Annotated in this window: 13 protein-coding genes; all 13 read left to right on the top strand. The window is 67.2% G+C overall.

Going from position 1 to position 16,804, the window contains the following annotated elements; all coding sequences use genetic code 11:
• The first annotated feature begins 4 nt into the window (after window positions 1-4).
• The 13 genes from NF4_RS02370 to NF4_RS02310 all read left to right on the top strand — a co-directional run bounded on the left by NF4_RS02370 (window position 5) and on the right by NF4_RS02310 (window position 16,672).
• Window positions 5-778 (top strand): MerR family transcriptional regulator, encoded by a 774-nt coding sequence (locus NF4_RS02370; RefSeq protein WP_063125748.1) that lies wholly within the window; start codon window positions 5-7, stop codon window positions 776-778.
• Window positions 779-906: 128 nt separating this feature from the next.
• Window positions 907-1,584, top strand: coding sequence for a hypothetical protein (locus NF4_RS02365; RefSeq protein WP_157119893.1), 678 nt, complete (start codon window positions 907-909; stop codon window positions 1,582-1,584).
• A 162-nt stretch (window positions 1,585-1,746) separates the two neighbouring features.
• Window positions 1,747-2,976, top strand: a complete 1,230-nt coding sequence (glf, locus tag NF4_RS02360) for a UDP-galactopyranose mutase (RefSeq protein WP_063125624.1) — start codon at window positions 1,747-1,749, stop codon at window positions 2,974-2,976.
• Window positions 2,973-4,907 carry a glycosyltransferase gene (locus NF4_RS02355; protein ID WP_063125623.1) on the top strand — a complete coding sequence of 645 codons (1,935 nt, stop codon included), beginning with the start codon at window positions 2,973-2,975 and terminating at the stop codon, window positions 4,905-4,907. The genes glf and NF4_RS02355 overlap by 4 nt, the downstream gene beginning before the upstream one ends.
• A 5-nt stretch (window positions 4,908-4,912) precedes the next feature.
• Entirely contained in the window at window positions 4,913-5,488 is a 576-nt protein-coding gene (locus NF4_RS02350; RefSeq protein WP_063125746.1) for a phosphatase PAP2 family protein, read from the top strand.
• Window positions 5,481-6,407 (top strand): decaprenyl-phosphate phosphoribosyltransferase, encoded by a 927-nt coding sequence (locus NF4_RS02345; protein WP_063125622.1) that lies wholly within the window; start codon window positions 5,481-5,483, stop codon window positions 6,405-6,407. Before NF4_RS02350 ends, NF4_RS02345 begins: the two co-directional genes overlap by 8 nt.
• Window positions 6,385-8,337 carry an arabinofuranosyltransferase AftB family protein gene (locus tag NF4_RS02340; protein ID WP_084532794.1) on the top strand — a complete coding sequence of 651 codons (1,953 nt, stop codon included), beginning with the start codon at window positions 6,385-6,387 and terminating at the stop codon, window positions 8,335-8,337. The genes NF4_RS02345 and NF4_RS02340 overlap by 23 nt, the downstream gene beginning before the upstream one ends.
• 170 nt (window positions 8,338-8,507) lie before the next feature.
• Complete coding sequence (locus NF4_RS02335) at window positions 8,508-9,596, top strand: alpha/beta hydrolase (RefSeq protein ID WP_084532793.1); 1,089 nt, start codon at window positions 8,508-8,510, stop codon at window positions 9,594-9,596.
• A 347-nt stretch (window positions 9,597-9,943) separates the two neighbouring features.
• Window positions 9,944-10,933: an alpha/beta hydrolase gene (locus tag NF4_RS02330; protein ID WP_232330275.1), complete on the top strand. Its 990-nt coding sequence runs from the start codon at window positions 9,944-9,946 to the stop codon at window positions 10,931-10,933.
• 439 nt (window positions 10,934-11,372) lie between these two features.
• The gene (locus NF4_RS02325) at window positions 11,373-12,392 is read left to right on the top strand and encodes an alpha/beta hydrolase (RefSeq protein WP_084532792.1); all 1,020 of its coding nucleotides are present in this window, start codon (window positions 11,373-11,375) and stop codon (window positions 12,390-12,392) included.
• A 182-nt stretch (window positions 12,393-12,574) separates the two neighbouring features.
• Window positions 12,575-14,425, top strand: coding sequence for an alpha/beta hydrolase-fold protein (locus tag NF4_RS02320; RefSeq protein ID WP_084532791.1), 1,851 nt, complete (start codon window positions 12,575-12,577; stop codon window positions 14,423-14,425).
• 702 nt (window positions 14,426-15,127) lie between these two features.
• Window positions 15,128-15,673, top strand: coding sequence for a DUF732 domain-containing protein (locus NF4_RS02315; protein WP_063125619.1), 546 nt, complete (start codon window positions 15,128-15,130; stop codon window positions 15,671-15,673).
• Between the two features lie 6 nt (window positions 15,674-15,679).
• A complete protein-coding gene (locus NF4_RS02310; protein WP_063125618.1) occupies window positions 15,680-16,672 on the top strand; it encodes a cutinase family protein in 993 nt (330 codons plus the stop codon).
• Window positions 16,673-16,804: the final 132 nt, after the last annotated feature.

Genomic DNA, 16,804 nt, shown 5'->3' with positions numbered 1-16,804 from the left:
GGTCGTGGGCACGGGTTCACGCAGCGACGAATGGTCCATCCAGGATCTGGCGAAGGCGGCCGGAACCACCAGCCGCACCCTGCGCCACTACGGGCAGCTGGGGTTGTTGCCGCCCAGCCGGATCGGTGTGAACGGGTACCGCTACTACGACGAGCGATCGCTGGTCCGGCTGCAGCGGATCCTGCTGTTGCGGGAACTCGGCGTGGGCCTGCCGGTGATCGGAGAGATTCTCGCCGGGGAGCGCGACGCGATCACCGCGCTGCGCGCCCAGCTGGACCTGCTGCGGCAGGAACAGGACCGGATCGGCCGCCGGATCGCGTCGGTACACACCACATTGGGCAAGTTGGAAAGAGGTGAACGACTCGTGGCGGCGGAAGTCTTCGAGGAATTCGATCACACGCAGTACAAGGACGAGGTCGTCGAACGCTGGGGCAAGGACGCCTACGAGGGCGGCGACCGCTGGTGGCGTTCGCTGAGCGCCGCGGAGAAACAGGCGTTCCAGCAGGCCCAGCTCGATATCGCCGCGGCCTTCGGGCGGGCGCGTAAAGCCGGGCTCGCACCGGACAGCGCCGAGGTCCAGAAGATCACCGCGCGGCATTACGAATGGGTGACCGGCGGCTGGCAGGGACGCCGACCCGGTGCGCAGGAATTCACGGGTCTGGGTGAAATGTATGTCGCCGACGAACGTTTCGGAGCCAACTACGACGTGCACGCCGAAGGCACGGCGGAACTGATCCGGGACGCGATGCGCGTCTACGCCGAGAACAATCTCGATTAGCGGAGGCGTCTCCGCCGAGCACCCGCCCACGAATACGTGTGCGGGTGCTCGTGTTTCACATTTGCCGGGAATCGGCGCGCCGGCGAGGCGCGGTACAGTGCCGAAAACCGTGACGAGGGGGAGGTCCCGTGAGTTATCCATATGGTCACCCGCCGCAGCAGCCCGGCCCACCATTTCCGTCGGCGCCGTATTCGCCGCCGCCCGCCTACCCGCCTGCGCAGCAGATGGGCTATGCGCCGGGACCGCAGTTCGCCGGCACCTACGGGTATCAGGCGCCGCCCAGCGGCGGGACCGGTATCACCGCCGGGATTCTCGCCCTGCTGGGTGGAGTCGCCAGCGCGTTGTCCGCCTTCGGGATGTTCGTGCTCGCCTCGGCCACCTCCGAGAGTTCGCTGACCAATGGCGCCGTCCTGGCCACCGGCGCCCGCCGCCGGAGCAGTTCCAGTTCGAGTTCCGGCGGGCCCGATATCGATTTCGACTTCGACCTCGCAGGTACCGGCGTGGTGCTCGGTGTCGCCTACAGCGTCCTTGCTCTGCTGCTCCTGATCGGCGGCATCCTGCTGCTGCGTCGCAGCAATACCGGGCGTGTGATGGTCATCCTCGGTTGCGTGCTCTCCATCGTGCTGACCGTCGTCGTGGTCGGGGTGGTCGCTGTCGGTGGCGGTATCAGCGTTCTCGGTGCTCCGCTCTTCGCGGTCCTCACCCTCGTACTGGCCGCCATCGCCCCCACCAAGCGGTGGATCGAGGCCGCCCGGACGCCCGTGCCGGTCGGTGCCTACGGCGTCGCCCCGTACGGCTACCGCTGACAGCGCCGGTGAACGGTACTTTTGCCGTGCCGGGGCCGGACCGTTCCGGCCCCGGCGCGTGTTTTCCGCGTCGGACGGCGCGGAAAGCCGCTCACCTGGCGATACCCCTGACCTTCCGACTCCGACTGGCGCCGGGAAACGCTTCCGATACGCTGGGCTCCCGTGACCGCCGCATCGTCTCCGGGTAACTCAGATAACACCGCACAGTTCGACTTGATCGTCGTCGGCTCCGGCTTCTTCGGGCTGACCGTCGCCGAGCGCAGCGCGAACTTACTGGGCAAGAGAGTCCTCGTACTGGATCGCCGCCCGCATATCGGCGGTAACGCCTATTCCGAACCCGAGCCGGAAACCGGTATCGAGATCCACAAATATGGCGCGCATCTGTTCCACACCTCGAACAAACGGGTCTGGGACTATGTCACGCAGTTCACCGAGTTCACCGGCTATCAGCATCGCGTTTTCGCCCTGCACAAAGGTCAGGCGTACCAGTTCCCGATGGGGCTGGGCCTGGTGTCGCAATTCTTCGGCCGGTATTTCACCCCGGACGAGGCGCGCGCGCTGATCGCCGAACAGTCTGCCGAGATCGAGACCAAGGATGCGCAGAACCTCGAGGAAAAGGCCATCTCGCTGATCGGCCGTCCGCTGTACGAGGCGTTCGTCCGCGACTACACCGCCAAACAGTGGCAGACCGACCCCAAGGAACTGCCCGCCGGCAATATCACCCGGCTCCCGGTCCGCTACACCTTCGACAACCGCTACTTCAACGACACCTACGAGGGCCTGCCCAAGGAGGGGTACACGAAGTGGCTGGAGAACATGGCAGCGAGCGACCTGATCGAGGTCCGGGTGGACACCGACTGGTTCGACGTCCGTGACGAGCTGCGCGCGCAGAACCCGGACGCCCCGGTAATCTACACCGGCCCGCTGGACCGCTACTTCGACTACACCGAGGGCGAGCTGGGCTGGCGCACCATCGACTTCGAAACCGAGGTGCTGCCCACCGGCGACTTCCAGGGCACGTCGGTGATGAACTACAACGACGCGGATGCGCCCTATACCCGGATCATCGAGCCGCGGCATTTCCATCCGGAACGGGACTACCCGACGGACAAGACGGTCATCATGCGCGAATACTCGCGTTTCGCCAAGACCGGCGACGAACCGTACTATCCGATCAACACCCCCGAGGACCGGGCCAAACTGACCGCGTATCGCGAGCTGGCCAAGAAGGAGACCGCGAACGCGAAGGTCCTGTTCGGCGGCCGCCTCGGTACCTATCAGTACCTGGACATGCACATGGCCATCGCGAGCGCGCTGAACATGTTCGACAATGTGCTGCGCCCGCACCTGGAGACGGGTGCGCCGCTGGCCGAGGAGAACAACGACGTATGACCTCTGCATCACTGGCGCACAGTGCGTCCGCGACCCGAGCGAAATCGCTACTGCAACGGGTGATCCTGCCCCGGCCGGGCGAGCCGCTGGATGTGCGCACCCTCTACCTGGAGGAGTCGGCGACCAACGCGCGGCGCGCCCACGCCACGACCCGGACCTCGCTGTCGATCGGCGCGGAGTCCGAGGTGTCGTTCTGCACCTACTTCAACGCGCTGCCGGCCAGCTACTGGCGGCGCTGGAGCATGCTCGACTCGGTGGTGCTGCGGCTGGAGCTGGCCGGGCACGGCCGCGTCGACCTGTACCGCTCCAAGGCCGACGGTTCCCGTATCCACGTCCAGGGCCGTGAGTTCGCGGTGGCCTCCGGCGCGGAGACGGTGTCGGTCGAGATGGAGGCCGATTTCGGTCCGTTCGAGGACGGCGGTTGGCTCTGGTTCGACATCACCACCGACACCGCGGTCACACTGGTGTCCGGGGGCTGGTACGCGCCGATCGAGGCGCCGGGGGAGGGCCGGATCGCGGTCGGGATGCCGACGTTCAACCGCCCCACCGACGCCGTGACGACATTGAAAGCGCTCGGGTCCGATCCGCTGGTGCTGGCGCAGATCGACGCGGTGATCATTCCCGATCAGGGCACCCGCAAGGTCGTCGACGAGCCCGGCTTCGAAGAAGCCGCCGCCGTCCTCGGCGCCCGGCTCGCCATTCACGATCAGCCGAATCTCGGCGGGTCGGGCGGGTACAGCCGGGTGATGTACGAGGCGCTGAAAACCACCAGTGCCGAATTCATCGTCTACATGGACGACGATATCGAGATCGAACCGGATTCGATCCTGCGCGCGCTGGCCTTCGCCCGATTCGCGAAATCACCGGTGCTGGTGGGCGGCCAGATGCTCAACCTGCAGGAGCGTTCCCATCTGCATGTGATGGGTGAGGTCGTCGACCGCAACATCTTCATGTGGTCGGCGGCCCCGAATGTCGAATACGACCACGATTTCGCCAAATACCCGCTGCGCGATCGCGACAATTCGAAACTGCTGCACCGGCGTATCGATGGCGATTTCAACGGCTGGTGGACCTGCGTAATTCCGCGGCAGGTGGCCGAGCAACTGGGCCAGCCGCTGCCGTTGTTCCTGAAATGGGACGATGTCGAATACGGATTGCGCGCTCGGGAAGCCGGATATCCGACGGTCACCCTGCCCGGCGCCGCGGTCTGGCATATGGCATGGAGCGACAAGGACGACGCGATCGACTGGCAGGCGTATTTCCATCTGCGCAATCGCCTGGTCGTCGCCGCCCTGTACCAGCCGGGCAACGGCCGGAGCATGATTGCCCACACGGTCAAGGCGACCCTCAAACACCTGCTCTGCCTGGAGTATTCGACGGTCGCCATCCAGAACCTGGCGATCCGCGATTTCCTGGCCGGCCCGCAACGCTTGTTCGAACTGTTGCCGAGCGCGCTCGGCGCGGTACACGAACTGCGCAAACAGTATCCGGACGCGGTGATCCTGCCCTCCTCCACCGAACTCCCGCTGGCCAGCGGAATCGGCGTGGGCGCGGTGGGCGAACCCGCCAACCCGATCGCCAAGATCGTGCGGCTCGGCAAGGGCCTGCTGCACAATCTGCGTCCGGCACACGAGGAGCACCACGACCGGCCCCAGCTGAACGTGCCCACGCTGGACGCGCGCTGGTTCCTGCTCTCGCAGGTCGACGGGGTCACCGTCACCACCGCGGACGGTCGCGGAGTGGTGTACCGCAAGCGCGACCCCCGCCAGGCCTACGGCTTGCTCCGGGAAGCGCTGCGGCTACGCAAGGAACTCGCCGCGCGTCTGCCGGAGATGCGGCAGCGCTACCGGGCCGCGCACGCGGAGCTCACCGGAACGACCGCGTGGGAGAAGGTTTTCGGGATCGACAGCAGCGAGGAGAGCCAGCGGTGAACGCCATGAACCCGAGCCTGCAGGATTCGGGTACCGGCCGGTCACCGGCGGAAGTCAAGATCCTCGAAGCGGTCCAGGGCGCCATCGCGACCCCGCCGGTGATCTCGGCGGCACGCGGTATGTCGCATTTCGGGGAGCACGCGCTCGGCTGGGTCGGTATCGCCGCGGTGGGCGCGCTGGTCGACAAACCCCGGCGCCGGCAGTGGGCCGGGGTGGCGGTCGGCGCCGTGGGGGCGCACGCGGCCTCCATCGTGATCAAGCGGATCGTCCGCCGGCCCCGGCCGCACGCGCCATCGGTGCAGGTCAACGTATCGACGCCGAGCAAACTGAGCTTCCCCTCCTCGCACGCGACCTCGACAACCGCGGCGGCGGTGCTAATCGGAAAATTGACCGGGCTACCCTTGCCTGCGGTGCTCGTACCGCCGATGTTGCTGTCCAGAGTCGTGCTCGGGGTGCATTACCCCTCCGATGTGCTCGCCGGTTCCGCGCTCGGTGCCGCGTCCGCCGCCGCCCTGCTCGCCGCCGAAAAGAGACTCGACAGTGACCGCACAAGACGAAAAGGCGCTGCCCGCCATGAGTGAAGAGCCCACCGGCGCCGATCTGGCCGAAGCCGAAGTGAAAGGGCCCCCCAAAACGCTGGTCGGTGGCCTGGTCAAGGCAGCTCGTCCGCGCCAGTGGGTGAAGAACGTCCTCGTGCTGGCCGCCCCGATGGCGGCGGGTTCGGTGACAGATCTCGATGTGCTCGCCAATGTGGCCATCGCCTTCGTCGTCTTCTGCATGGCCGCGTCCGGTGTCTACCTCACCAACGACGCGATGGATGTCGAGGCCGACCGGGCCCATCCCACCAAGCGGTTCCGTCCGATCGCCGCCGGTGTGGTCCCGGTGAATCTCGCCTTCGCGCTGTCGGCGGTGCTGCTGCTCGGTTCGCTGGCGCTGTCGTTCCTGGCGTCCTGGCAGCTGGCCGTCACGATGGGCGTGTACATCGGGGTGCAGCTGGCCTACTGCTTCGGTCTCAAACACCAGGCGGTCCTGGACATCTGCATCGTGTCCTCCGGCTTCCTGTTGCGTGCGATCGCCGGCGGTGTGGCCGCGGGGATCCCGCTGTCCCAGTGGTTCCTGCTCATCATGGCGTTCGGTTCGCTGTTCATGGCGGCCGGTAAGCGCTACGCCGAACTACAACTGGCGTTGTCCACCGGTGCGAAGATCCGTAAATCGCTGGAGTACTACACCCCGACCTACCTACGGTTCATCTGGAGCCTGGCCGCGACCGCGGTGGTGGTCTTCTACGGTCTGTGGGCCTTCGAACAGGGCGCGGCCAAGGACACCGAATGGTTCGCCCTCTCGATGATCCCGTTCACCATCGCGATCCTGCGCTACGCCGTGGATGTCGACGGTGGTGAGGCCGGTGAACCCGAGGAGATCGCGTTCGGCGATCGCGTCCTGCAGTTGCTCGCCATCGCCTGGATCGGAGCGGTAGGTGTCGCTGTCTATCTCTTCTGACGAGATTGCGGTAGCCGAAACAGAACAGCCCGGCGAGCGCGCCGCCACCGAGCGGCGGCGTTCGCCGGGCGGTTCGGTCTCGCGTGCGGTATTCGCGGGCGGCATCCTGGTGACCGTCGCCCTGTTCGCGTTCGGTGGCTGGGAACGGCGCTGGATCGCCGACGACGGACTGATCGTGCTGCGTACCGTGCGCAACCTGCTGGCCGGCAACGGTCCGGTCTTCAACGCGGGCGAACGGGTCGAGACCAACACCAGTACGGCATGGACCTATGTCGTCTGGTTCTTCAGCTGGCTCACCCAGGGCCGGCTGGAATACGTGGTGCTCGGTGTCGCGCTGACACTGTCGCTGCTGGCGGTGCTGTTCGCGATGCTCGGCACCGGTAGACTCTGGGGCCCGGCGTCGTCGACGCTGCTGCTGCCCGCCGGAGCGCTGGCCTATATCTCCGTGCCGCCCGCCCGCGACTATGTGACCTCCGGTCTGGAGAATTGCCTGGTCATCTGCTGGATCGCCCTGCTGTGGCTGCTGCTGGTGCGGTGGAGCAAGGCCGAACAGCCGACCGTGCCCGGGCTGCTGGGCCTGGCTTTCCTGGCCGGTCTGGCACCGTTGATCCGGCCCGAGATGACCGTGGTGGGCGGCCTGGCGCTGCTGCTGATCTTCTTCGCGCCGATGCCGCGGTCGCGGCTGCGCCCGTGGCTACTGCGGGGCCTCGTGGTCGCCGTCGCCGGCGCGGTTCCGCTGCTCTACCAGGTCTGGCGGATGGGCTACTACGGCCTGCCCTACCCCAACACCGCGGTCGCCAAGGACGCGGGCGGGGCGAAATGGGGCCAGGGTCTCACCTACCTGTGGGATCTGGCCGGCCCCTACTACCTCTACGTACCGCTGGTCGTCCTGCTGGTCGCGGGTCTGGTGGCCGCGCGGGCGCATTACGTGCGCCCGGATACCGGTACCGCGGTGGACCCGGCGGCCGGTCGGCTCCGGCAGTTCCGGGAGCGGTTGCATTCACCGTCGGCGGTGGTGGCGCTGGTGCTCGGCGCCGCGCTGCTGCTCACGATCTACGCGCTGCGCGTCGGCGGCGATTTCATGCACGGGCGGATGCTGCTGCCGCAGCTGTTCCTGTTCCTGCTGCCGGTCGCGGTGCTGCCGGTGCGGCTGCCCGAGGGTGGTCTGCGGTCGCTGACCCGGCGCGAGGCCCCCACTTTCGCGGTCCTGGTCGTCGCGCTGGTGGGTACGGTGGCGTGGGCGCTGCTGGCGTCGGGTACCACCGCCATCAAGACCGGCACCCACATCAACAAGTCCGGGATCGTGGACGAGCGGATCTACTACGTCCTCAACACCGGCCACGATCATCCCATCCGCGCCGAGGACTACCTCGATTACGCCCGGATGCGCCCCATGGTGGAGGCGATCGAGAACACGCCGGACGGCGGTCTGCTGCTCAATTCCCCGTCGTTCATGATGTGGTACATCGCCCCGCCGCCGCTGCCCATCCCGCCGGGTGGGGCCGGCCATACGGTCTACTTCCTCAACCTCGGCATGACCAGCATGAACGTCCCCCTGGATGTCCGGGTCATCGATCCGATGGGACTGGCCTTCCCGCTGGCCGCGCACACCGATCGGCTCACCGACGGGCGGATCGGGCACGACAAGAGCCTGTACGCGGATTGGGTGATCGTGGAGACCGGCATGGTGGACATCAAGCCCTGGCTGCCCTGGTACATGGACGAGGACTGGGTCAGGCAGGCCCGGGTGGCGATGTCGTGCCCGGACACCTACGCGCTGACGCTCTCCTACAAGGGCCCGCTCACGTTCGAACGGTTCAAGCACAATCTGTTGCACGCTTTCGATTTCGCGTCGTACCGCATAGATCGGGTACCGAAATATGAGATTCAGCGCTGTGGTCTCGTCGATCCGATACCGCCGGTGCGCTGAACTGCGGTTTCCCCGAGAGTAGTTCGCCTGTTCGCCGCGTCTTCGCAATCCTGGTGGGCGGGTGAACTGCGGTCGGGTTACAGTGCTGGCGTCCGGCCCCGGCTCGTCCGGGCCGGGGACCGGTAGTCGTACTGCGCGGCCGTGGGTCGCACGACGGAGGGCGGGAAAACATGCGAGGGGTTATCGGCCGTGATATCCGGAGCGCACGTCCGGGGCGGCGACTGGGCGGTCGGCTGAAGCGCACGGTGCTACTGTCCCTGGCGGCCCTGCTCCCGCTCGGTGCTTCGGTGACCGGGCCGGCGGCTCCGGCGTCGGCGCAGTTCGATCCCAGCGGTATCGATTTCTGGGTCGATTCGGAGATGGGCCCGATCAAGTCGCGCGTATTCCGCGCCGCCGACGGCAACACCGCCCGGGTCGTGTACGCCCTGGACGGGATGCGTGCCCGCGACGACCTGAGCGGCTGGGAGATCGATACCGATGTCGCCCGGGAACTGACCAAGTGGAATATCAACGTGGTCATGCCGGTGGGCGGCCGGTCCAGCTTCTACGCGGACTGGAACGCCCCGAGCGATTTCTTCGGACTGGGTAGTTCGGGTAGTGCCGGCGGTGCCACCGGTTCGGCGGCCGATTCGGGCTCGGGACTGGCCTCGGGTTCGGCGGCTGGAGTCGGGCGGACCACCACCTACAAGTGGGAGACCTTCCTCACCCGCGACCTGCGCTGGGCGCTGCGCGACCGGCTCGGCTTCAACCCCAACGGCAACGGCGTGTTCGGGCTGTCCATGGGCGGCAGCGCGGCCCTGGCCCTGGCCGCCTATCATCCCGATCAGTTCCGCTACGCGGGTTCCTATTCCGGATATCTGAACGTGTCCGCGCCCGGTATGCGGGAGGCGTTGCGCGTGGCCATGCTGGACGCCGGCGGCTTCAATATCGACGCCATGGCGCCGCCGTGGAGCCCGCAGTGGCTGCGGATGGATCCGTTCGTGTTCGCCCCGCAACTGCGCCAGCACAACACCCGGCTGTGGATTTCCGCCGGCAGCGGTCTCCCGGCCGCGACCGACGGTCTGAGCTTCGACACGCTCAACGCGATGGGTCTGGAGGCCCTCGCGCTGGCCAACACCCGGGCGTTCCAGGTGCGGATGATGTCGCTGGGGGCGACCAACGCCACCTACGACTTCCCCGCCGTCGGCGTGCACAACTGGCAGTACTGGGCGACCGAGGTCTACCGGATGATCCCGGATATGTCGGCGAACATCGGCTGACCGGGGCCGCGGCCGGCACCCTCTGGCCGGCGTCTTTGCGCAATTGTTGCCAAGGGGTATTGCCGGCTGGTTCGGCAACGGATGTGTACGCCACCTCGTGGACGACTGTGACCTACGCCACTATTTGGCAACATGAACGCGGGTATAGCCGATTGATGTACCAGGAACATGTATCCAGATAACGGCTTCCGTCTCCCGATGGGCGCTGTGGTCTATGTATCCGAGACGGGGCCGGTAATGTAGCTAGGTACTTGCTGTCCGGCTGTCCAGGCGAAAGGTCTAGTCGAATGCGAAGTGCGCGCAGACCCGGTTCGGTGCGTACCCGGCGGTGGGTACAGCGATGGGCGATGGGTGTGGCGGTGGCGCTGCTGGCCCCCCTCGCGGTGGCTCTGTCCGATGTGGCTCCCCGGGTCGAGGCGGCCCCCAATCCGGCCGGCTTCGATTTCTGGGTCGACTCACCCGAGATGGGCCCGATCAGGTCGCGGGTCTTCCGGGCCAAGGACGGCAATACCAGTCGAGTGGTCTACGCCCTCGACGGTATGCGTGCCCCCGAAACGCACAGCGGCTGGGAGAACGACACCAATGTCGCCAATGCGCTGACCGACTGGAATATCAACGTCGTCATGCCGGTCGGCGGTATGTCCAGCTTCTACGCGGATTGGAACGCGGCCAGTTCCTTCCTCGGGCTCCCGCCGACGGGTTCGTCCTCCGGCTCCGGGGCTTTCAACGTCATCTCCGAGGGTCCGGGCAAGAGCTACCGCTACGCCTGGGAGACCTTCATCAACCAGCATCTGCGCTGGGCCCTGCGCGACCGGCTCGGCTTCAACCCGAACCGCAACGGCGTCTTCGGATTGTCCATGGGCGGTAGCGGCGCCCTCGCCCTGGCCGCCTACCACCCCGATCAGTTCAGCTTCGCCGGGTCCTACTCCGGCTACCTCAACGTCTCCGCGCCCGGTATGCGCGAGGCCATCAGAACCGCCATGATCGACGCCGGCGGCTACAACGTGGATTCCATGGCGCCGCCCTGGGGTCCGCAATGGCTGCGGATGGACCCGTTCGTCTTCGCGCCGCTGCTGCGCGACCACAACACCCGGCTGTGGATTTCCGCCGGCAGCGCGCTGCCCGGGTCCGCCGACGGCTTCACCGGCAACACGATCAACGGTATGGGGCTCGAGGCCCTCGCGTTGGCCAACACCCGCGCGTTCCAGCTGCGGATGATGTCGCTCGGCGCGAACAATGTCACCTACTCGTTCCCGGAGACCGGTATTCACTCCTGGACCTACTGGGAGGCCGAGGTGTATCGGATGCTTCCGGATTTGTCGGCGAATATCGGATAACGGCAGTTGGGGGTCCTATTCGCGGGGCCTCCGTGCCGATGCAGTGTGCCCGCCCGGAACGAAACGTTCCGGGCGGGCACACTGCTGTCGATAGGAATTCGTCCTCGGTTGGTATTCCGTTACACAAGCCAGGGCGGAGCGCGATTTCGATAACAGCGGAATATCCCGGCCCGCCGAGACATCAACGCGCCGGCAAGGTATCGTCACGGGGCGATCACAGCGGTTCTCGCGGCGGATTTCGGCCATCCGATCAGCACGGCCTTGCTCGGCTCGATGGGGTCGAATAAAGTCCAGCGAGCACATCTGTGACCAGATCGTTGTAGCGCTGTCGGCCCAGTGGTAGGTCGGGACCCGGCCGCCGGCGCCGCCGAGGAGAAACGGGGTGTTGTCCGCACAGCGGTAGCGACAACGCCACAACAGCAGAAAGAGAGCAGAATTCATGCGTTTCGGCAGGGCAGCCGGCCCGAAGAGAAGTACCGGGCGGTCGCGGGCACCCCGCGGCTGGCGTAACCGGATTCTGGCTATCGGTGCGGCAGTGCTCGCGCTACCCGTCGCGGCAGGTATCGCGGCCCCGACCGCGCTGGCTTCGCCCGCGGCACCGGTGAAGCGCGGCGCCTTCGAAGAACTGCTGGTTCCCTCCAGCATGGGCCCGATCAAGGTCCAGGTCCAGTGGGCGGCGCGCGGCGGCAACGCCGGGCTCTATCTGCTCGACGGCCTGCGCGCCCGCGACGACCGCAACGCCTGGTCGTTCGAGACCAACGCGCTGCAGCAGTTCGGCAACGACAACATCTCCCTGATCATGCCGGTCGGCGGCCAGTCGAGCTTCTACACCGACTGGTACTCGCCCAGCAACACCAACGGGCAGAAGTTCACCTACAAGTGGGAGACCTTCCTGACCCGGGAACTCCCCGCCTTCCTCGAGGGCCACGGCGTCTCGCGGACCAACAACGCGATCGCGGGTCTGTCCATGGGTGGTAGCGCCGCCCTGGCCCTGGCCGCCTACCATCGCGACCAGTTCCGCTCGGCCGCCGCCTACTCCGGCTACCTGAACATCTCGGCGCCGGGTATGCGTGAGGCCATCCGTATCGCCATGCTGGACGCCGGCAAGTTCAACGTCGACTCGATGGCCGCGCCGTGGAGCCCGCAGTGGCTGCGGATGGATCCGTTCGTGTTCGCCCCGCAGCTGCGTGGTCTGCCCATGTACATCTCGGCGGCCAGCGGCCTGCCCGGCCCGTACGACAAGCCGGCCGGTGCGATCGGCGCGTTCAACACCGGTAACGCCATGGCGCTGGAAGCGCTGTCGCTGGTGAACACCCGTGCCTTCCAGGCCCGCCTGAAGACGCTGGGCATCAACGCCCACTTCGACTTCCCGAACGTGGGCACCCACTCCTGGAAGTACTGGGAGGGCCAGCTCTTCGCCTCGCGGAAGATGTTCCTGGATTCCACCAACGGCTGGTGATCGAAGGCACGCCATTCGGTTGCCGCTGAACCGATAGTTCTCCCCAACGGCGCCACCCGCTTCGCATCGAAGCAGGTGGCGCCGTTGTCGTGGGACCGCACGGCGGTGACGAACTGGTTTGCTGTCCGCGCGTCCTACCGCGTATCCGCACGCCACGGCGGTACAAACAGTGAGTGGCAGGGATGACACGCGCACACCGGGGGACGACGGTCGGCCGGTCCCGCGGACGCGCCCGGCGGCAGCTGACGGCCTGGGCCGCCGCGCTGGTGCTGCCCTTCGCCGCGGCGCAGGCCCCCGCCCTCGCCCAGCCGACCGCTGCCGCGTCCCCCGCCACGATCCGGAATGTGGTCTGGCACACCGACCGTGATGTGGCCGTCTGGGTCGACTCGCCCGCCATGGGCGTCCCGATCCAGGTGCGTCTGCTGCTCGCCCGGGACTGGAATACTCAGCCGGACGCGAAGTTCCCGGTGCTGTACATGCTCGACGGCCTGCGTGCCGCCGACGACGAGAACGGCTGGATAAAGGACGCCGGGGCGGTGGATTTCTACGCCGACAAGAACACGACCGTGGTGCTACCGGTCGGCGGCCGATCGAGTTTCTACTCCGACTGGCTGCAACCGGACAACGGTAAGAACTACAAATGGGAGACCTTTCTCACCAAGGAACTCCCCCCGCTGCTGGAGAGTCAGTGGCGCGCCACCTCGACCAGGGGAATCGCCGGACTGTCCATGGGTGGAACGGCCGCAATGTTCCTGGCCGCGCGCAATCCGGAGTTCGTGAAATACGCCGCCTCCTATTCGGGTTTTCTCACGACCACCAGCCTCGGTATGCCACAGGCTATTCGGCTGGCAATGGCCGACGCGGGTGGCTTCGACTCCGGGGCCATGTGGGGACCGCCCGGAAGCCCGCAGTGGGAAGAACACGATCCGCTGCTGCTCGCCGATCGGCTGAAAGGTAAATCGCTCTACATCTCCAGCGGGACCGGTGCCTCCGGCAAACACGACGAGGGCAGCGAAATCCCGGGGGTGAGCACGAATATGTTCGGGATGGGCCTGGAGACACTGGCTCTGCTGACCTCACAGAACTTCGTGGACAAACTCGGCGAGCTGGGAATCCCCGCGACCGTGAACTACCGCGCCGCGGGCACCCACACCTGGCCGTACTGGGATTTCGAAATGCGGCAGTCGTGGCCGCAGGCCGCCGGCGCGCTCGAGGTGCCGGCCGGCAAGCCCGAATGCGCGGTGGCGGGCGCCATCGGCGCGGTCGCCGGCGGCAACGGCTGGCTCGGCGACTGCCTCACCGGCGAATATCAAGTGCCCGGCGGGCTGGCTCAGGATTTCCGCCACGGCCGCGTTTTCTACTCCCCGGACACCGGGGCGCATCCGGTGGCCGGCCGGATCGGCGGGGGCTACCAGGCGGCGGCCGGGCCCCGTGGCGGCCTCGGTCTGCCGACCGGTGCCGAACAGCCTTTACCGGACGGCCGCGGCCGCTTCCAGCCGTTCCAGCACGGCTCGCTCTACTGGACCCCCGAAACGGGCGCGCAGGTGGTGCGCGGAGCGATCCTCGAGGAATGGGGCAGGCAGGGCTTCGAGGGCGGCCCGGCGCGCTATCCGGTCGGCCCCGAAGTGCAGACGCCGAACCGCGACGGCGCGGTCCAGTCCTTCGAAGGCGGGCCCTTCTACTTCAGTCCCGCCACCGGCGTACATCGCGTCGAAGGGATGATCCTGGCCAAGTACGCCGAACTCGGCTTCGAGAACAGCCGGCTCGGCTTCCCGGCCGCCGCCCAGGCCCCGCTGAAAGACCTCGGCCAATTCACCCGCTTCGAGGGCGGCAGCATCTACTGGAGCCCTATGTCCGGCGCGTGGGCGGTCCGCGACGGACCCATCATGGATGCCTGGCGTGACGCAGGTTACGAGGCCGGGCGGATCGGTTTCCCCATCAGCGACGAGTTCGCGATCCCGGGCGGGCTCCAGCAGAACTTCCAACGAGGCTTCATCACTGTCCGGGACAACCGGACCGAAGTGCACGGTTGACCGGTAGGTGCGCAGTGATACGCATCACCCCATACATGGGGCGCGGCCTACTGCGGCCCAGAGCGCGGCAGCGGTTTGCTACTCGCGCGCGCACCCGCCTGCCGACCCGGACATCGAATGTCGACGCAACCCGTATGCGTCGAGTTTTACGAGACACCTCCAAAGGGTTGAGGCCCGTCTCGCCGTTTCGGCCTCGAAAGCGCATGAGCCGAAGGCTCGAGTCTCGAGGCCGAAACGGCGAGACCCAGGGGGCCTCAACCCCGCGCCGCCGCAGGCGGCGCCAAAAAACACAGCACCTTCGTGAGTGGGTCGACGCCTCGGCCTTCGTGAGTGGGTCTACGCCCCAGCCTTCGTGAGTGAGCTCACCCTCCGGCTTTCGCTGGTGAGCTCACCCCCGCCAGCGCAAGTGAGCCGCTACCACCCGGGCGAGTTTTCTGACCTCCACCTCGTCCCATGGCTTTCCACCATTACCGATCCACCCGCTCACCGCACGATCCGCTCGCCCGAAGCGGGTCGATCGGAACCTGCTCGCCCGGCCAGTCCAGCGGGGATTCCGGGTCTAGTACTACCCTCGGGGGTCGCGGCCCGGGCCAACCCGCCGGGCCGGGACGCACACCCGACCGTCAACCCAGTGGTTCGGCGGCCCCGACTCGAGCGGCCGTGAACCCGCGCATCCGTGCGCCGGAACACAGGATGGAATGTATGTATCGGACCCGAGGCACACTGCTCGGAGTGGTGGCGGCCGTGGCGGCCGCCGGATTGCTCGCCGGCTGCGGCAACGACGACTCGACCGCGACCGGGACCCCGACGCTGTCGACTTCGGCCGGCACCACGTCCGCGAGTGCGGCTCCCGCGCCCTCGAGCGAGAGCCAGGCCCCGGCGCCGGCGCCGGAGGGCGAGACGCCCGCGCCCGAGCAGCCGGCCGAACCCGAGGCTCCGGCCGAGGAGCCGGAGCGTCCCGCCCCGGTACCGCCGCAGGAAACCGATACCGGGCATCTCGGCGCGAAGGAGCAGACCTTCGTCGACGAGCTGGCCAAGCAGGGTGTCACCCCGTCCTCCCCGGATATCGCGCTGAGTATCGGCAACTACGTCTGCCAGGGTGTGGCCGCCGGGACCTCCGATGCCGATATGGCGACGTTCGTGAACGCGATGGCCGGTTCGGATCCGTCGTTCGATCCCGCGAAGATGCCGGTGGAGCAGGCGGGTCAGATCTACATCAGCACCGCCAAAGCGCACTACTGCCAGTGATAGCCGATGAGTAGAGGACGTACCGGGTCCCGTCGGTCCCGGCCGAAGGGTTGTCTGACATTGCTCGCGGTGGGAGTCGTCGGGCTCGTCATCGTGATCCTGCTCTGGTATCTGCTGGCCGGCTGCCTGCGGGAACCCGGGCCGGGCCCGGGTCCCGAGCCGGGGCCCGGGGAGCCGACCAGTCAGCCCGCGAGTTGCCCGGATGTGCAGATGATCTCGGTGCCGGGCACCTGGGAGTCCAACAGCACCGACGACCCGTACAACCCGACGGCCAACCCGGCCTCGCTGATGCTCAATGTGAGCAATCCGGTCCGGGAACAGTTCCCGGCGGGCCGGGTCGACGTCTACACCGTCCCCTACATCGCGCAGTTCTCCAATCCGATCGCTATTCCGCCGGACGGTCAGGCCTCCTACAACGCCAGTCGCACCGAGGGCAGCCGGCGGACCTTCGATTTCCTGACCCAGCGCCACCAGGAGTGCCCGCTCACCACCTATGTGCTGGCCGGGTTCTCGCAGGGCGCGGTGATCGTCGGCGATATCGCCGAACAGATCGGCAAAGGCAACGGTCCGGTTCCCGCCGACCGGGTGCTCGGGGTCGCCCTGATCGCCGACGGGCGGCGGTCCGGTGAGACCGGTGACGGTCAGCCGATCCAGGTCGGCACTCCACCGCCCGGGGTGGGCGCGGAGGTGGCGCTGGCCGGGTTGACCGTTCCCGGGATCACCATGACCGGCGTCCGCAAGGAGGGTTTCGGTGAATTGGCCGACCGGGTGTACACGATCTGCGCGCCCGGTGACCTGATCTGCGACGCGCCCCGCAACGCGCTGAGTCCGGCGAATATTCTCGGCAGTCTCGGGACCCTCGCGCAGGCCGTGGGCAACCCGGTACACAGCCTCTACCACAACTTCGTGGTGGACCCGGACGGTACGACCGCCACCCAGTGGGCGGCCGACTGGGCGGTCGGTCTGGTCGGCGGCGCGCCGTCTCCGCCGCACTCGTGATCCGCGGATACGGGGCAGACGACGCCGTTGCGGCCGTCTTGTGACAATTCACCGCAGTCAGCGTGTTCCCCGCTGCCTGGCAGGCTGTAAAGTGCGCTGGTGATCGCGCATCCCGGGCCCTGCGCCGGCACG

The organism is Nocardia fusca NBRC 14340 (assembly GCF_001618425.1).
Taxonomy (GTDB): Bacteria; Actinomycetota; Actinomycetes; order Mycobacteriales; family Mycobacteriaceae; genus Nocardia; species Nocardia fusca.
Note: the sequence above shows the minus strand (reverse complement) of the source record. Positions and strands in the feature narration are given on the sequence as shown.

What these genes read in the sequence shown, in the direction of transcription:
- NF4_RS02355 (WP_063125623.1), top strand. Translation starts at nt 2,973, where the DNA reads ATGACCTCTGCATCACTGGCGCACAGTGCGTCCGCGACCCGAGCGAAA.
- NF4_RS02350 (WP_063125746.1), top strand. Translation starts at nt 4,913, where the DNA reads ATGAACCCGAGCCTGCAGGATTCGGGTACCGGCCGGTCACCGGCGGAA.
- NF4_RS02345 (WP_063125622.1), top strand. Translation starts at nt 5,481, where the DNA reads ATGAGTGAAGAGCCCACCGGCGCCGATCTGGCCGAAGCCGAAGTGAAA.
- NF4_RS02335 (WP_084532793.1), top strand. Translation starts at nt 8,508, where the DNA reads ATGCGAGGGGTTATCGGCCGTGATATCCGGAGCGCACGTCCGGGGCGG.
- NF4_RS02330 (WP_232330275.1), top strand. Translation starts at nt 9,944, where the DNA reads ATGGGTGTGGCGGTGGCGCTGCTGGCCCCCCTCGCGGTGGCTCTGTCC.
- NF4_RS02325 (WP_084532792.1), top strand. Translation starts at nt 11,373, where the DNA reads ATGCGTTTCGGCAGGGCAGCCGGCCCGAAGAGAAGTACCGGGCGGTCG.
- NF4_RS02320 (WP_084532791.1), top strand. Translation starts at nt 12,575, where the DNA reads ATGACACGCGCACACCGGGGGACGACGGTCGGCCGGTCCCGCGGACGC.
- NF4_RS02315 (WP_063125619.1), top strand. Translation starts at nt 15,128, where the DNA reads ATGTATCGGACCCGAGGCACACTGCTCGGAGTGGTGGCGGCCGTGGCG.
- NF4_RS02310 (WP_063125618.1), top strand. Translation starts at nt 15,680, where the DNA reads ATGAGTAGAGGACGTACCGGGTCCCGTCGGTCCCGGCCGAAGGGTTGT.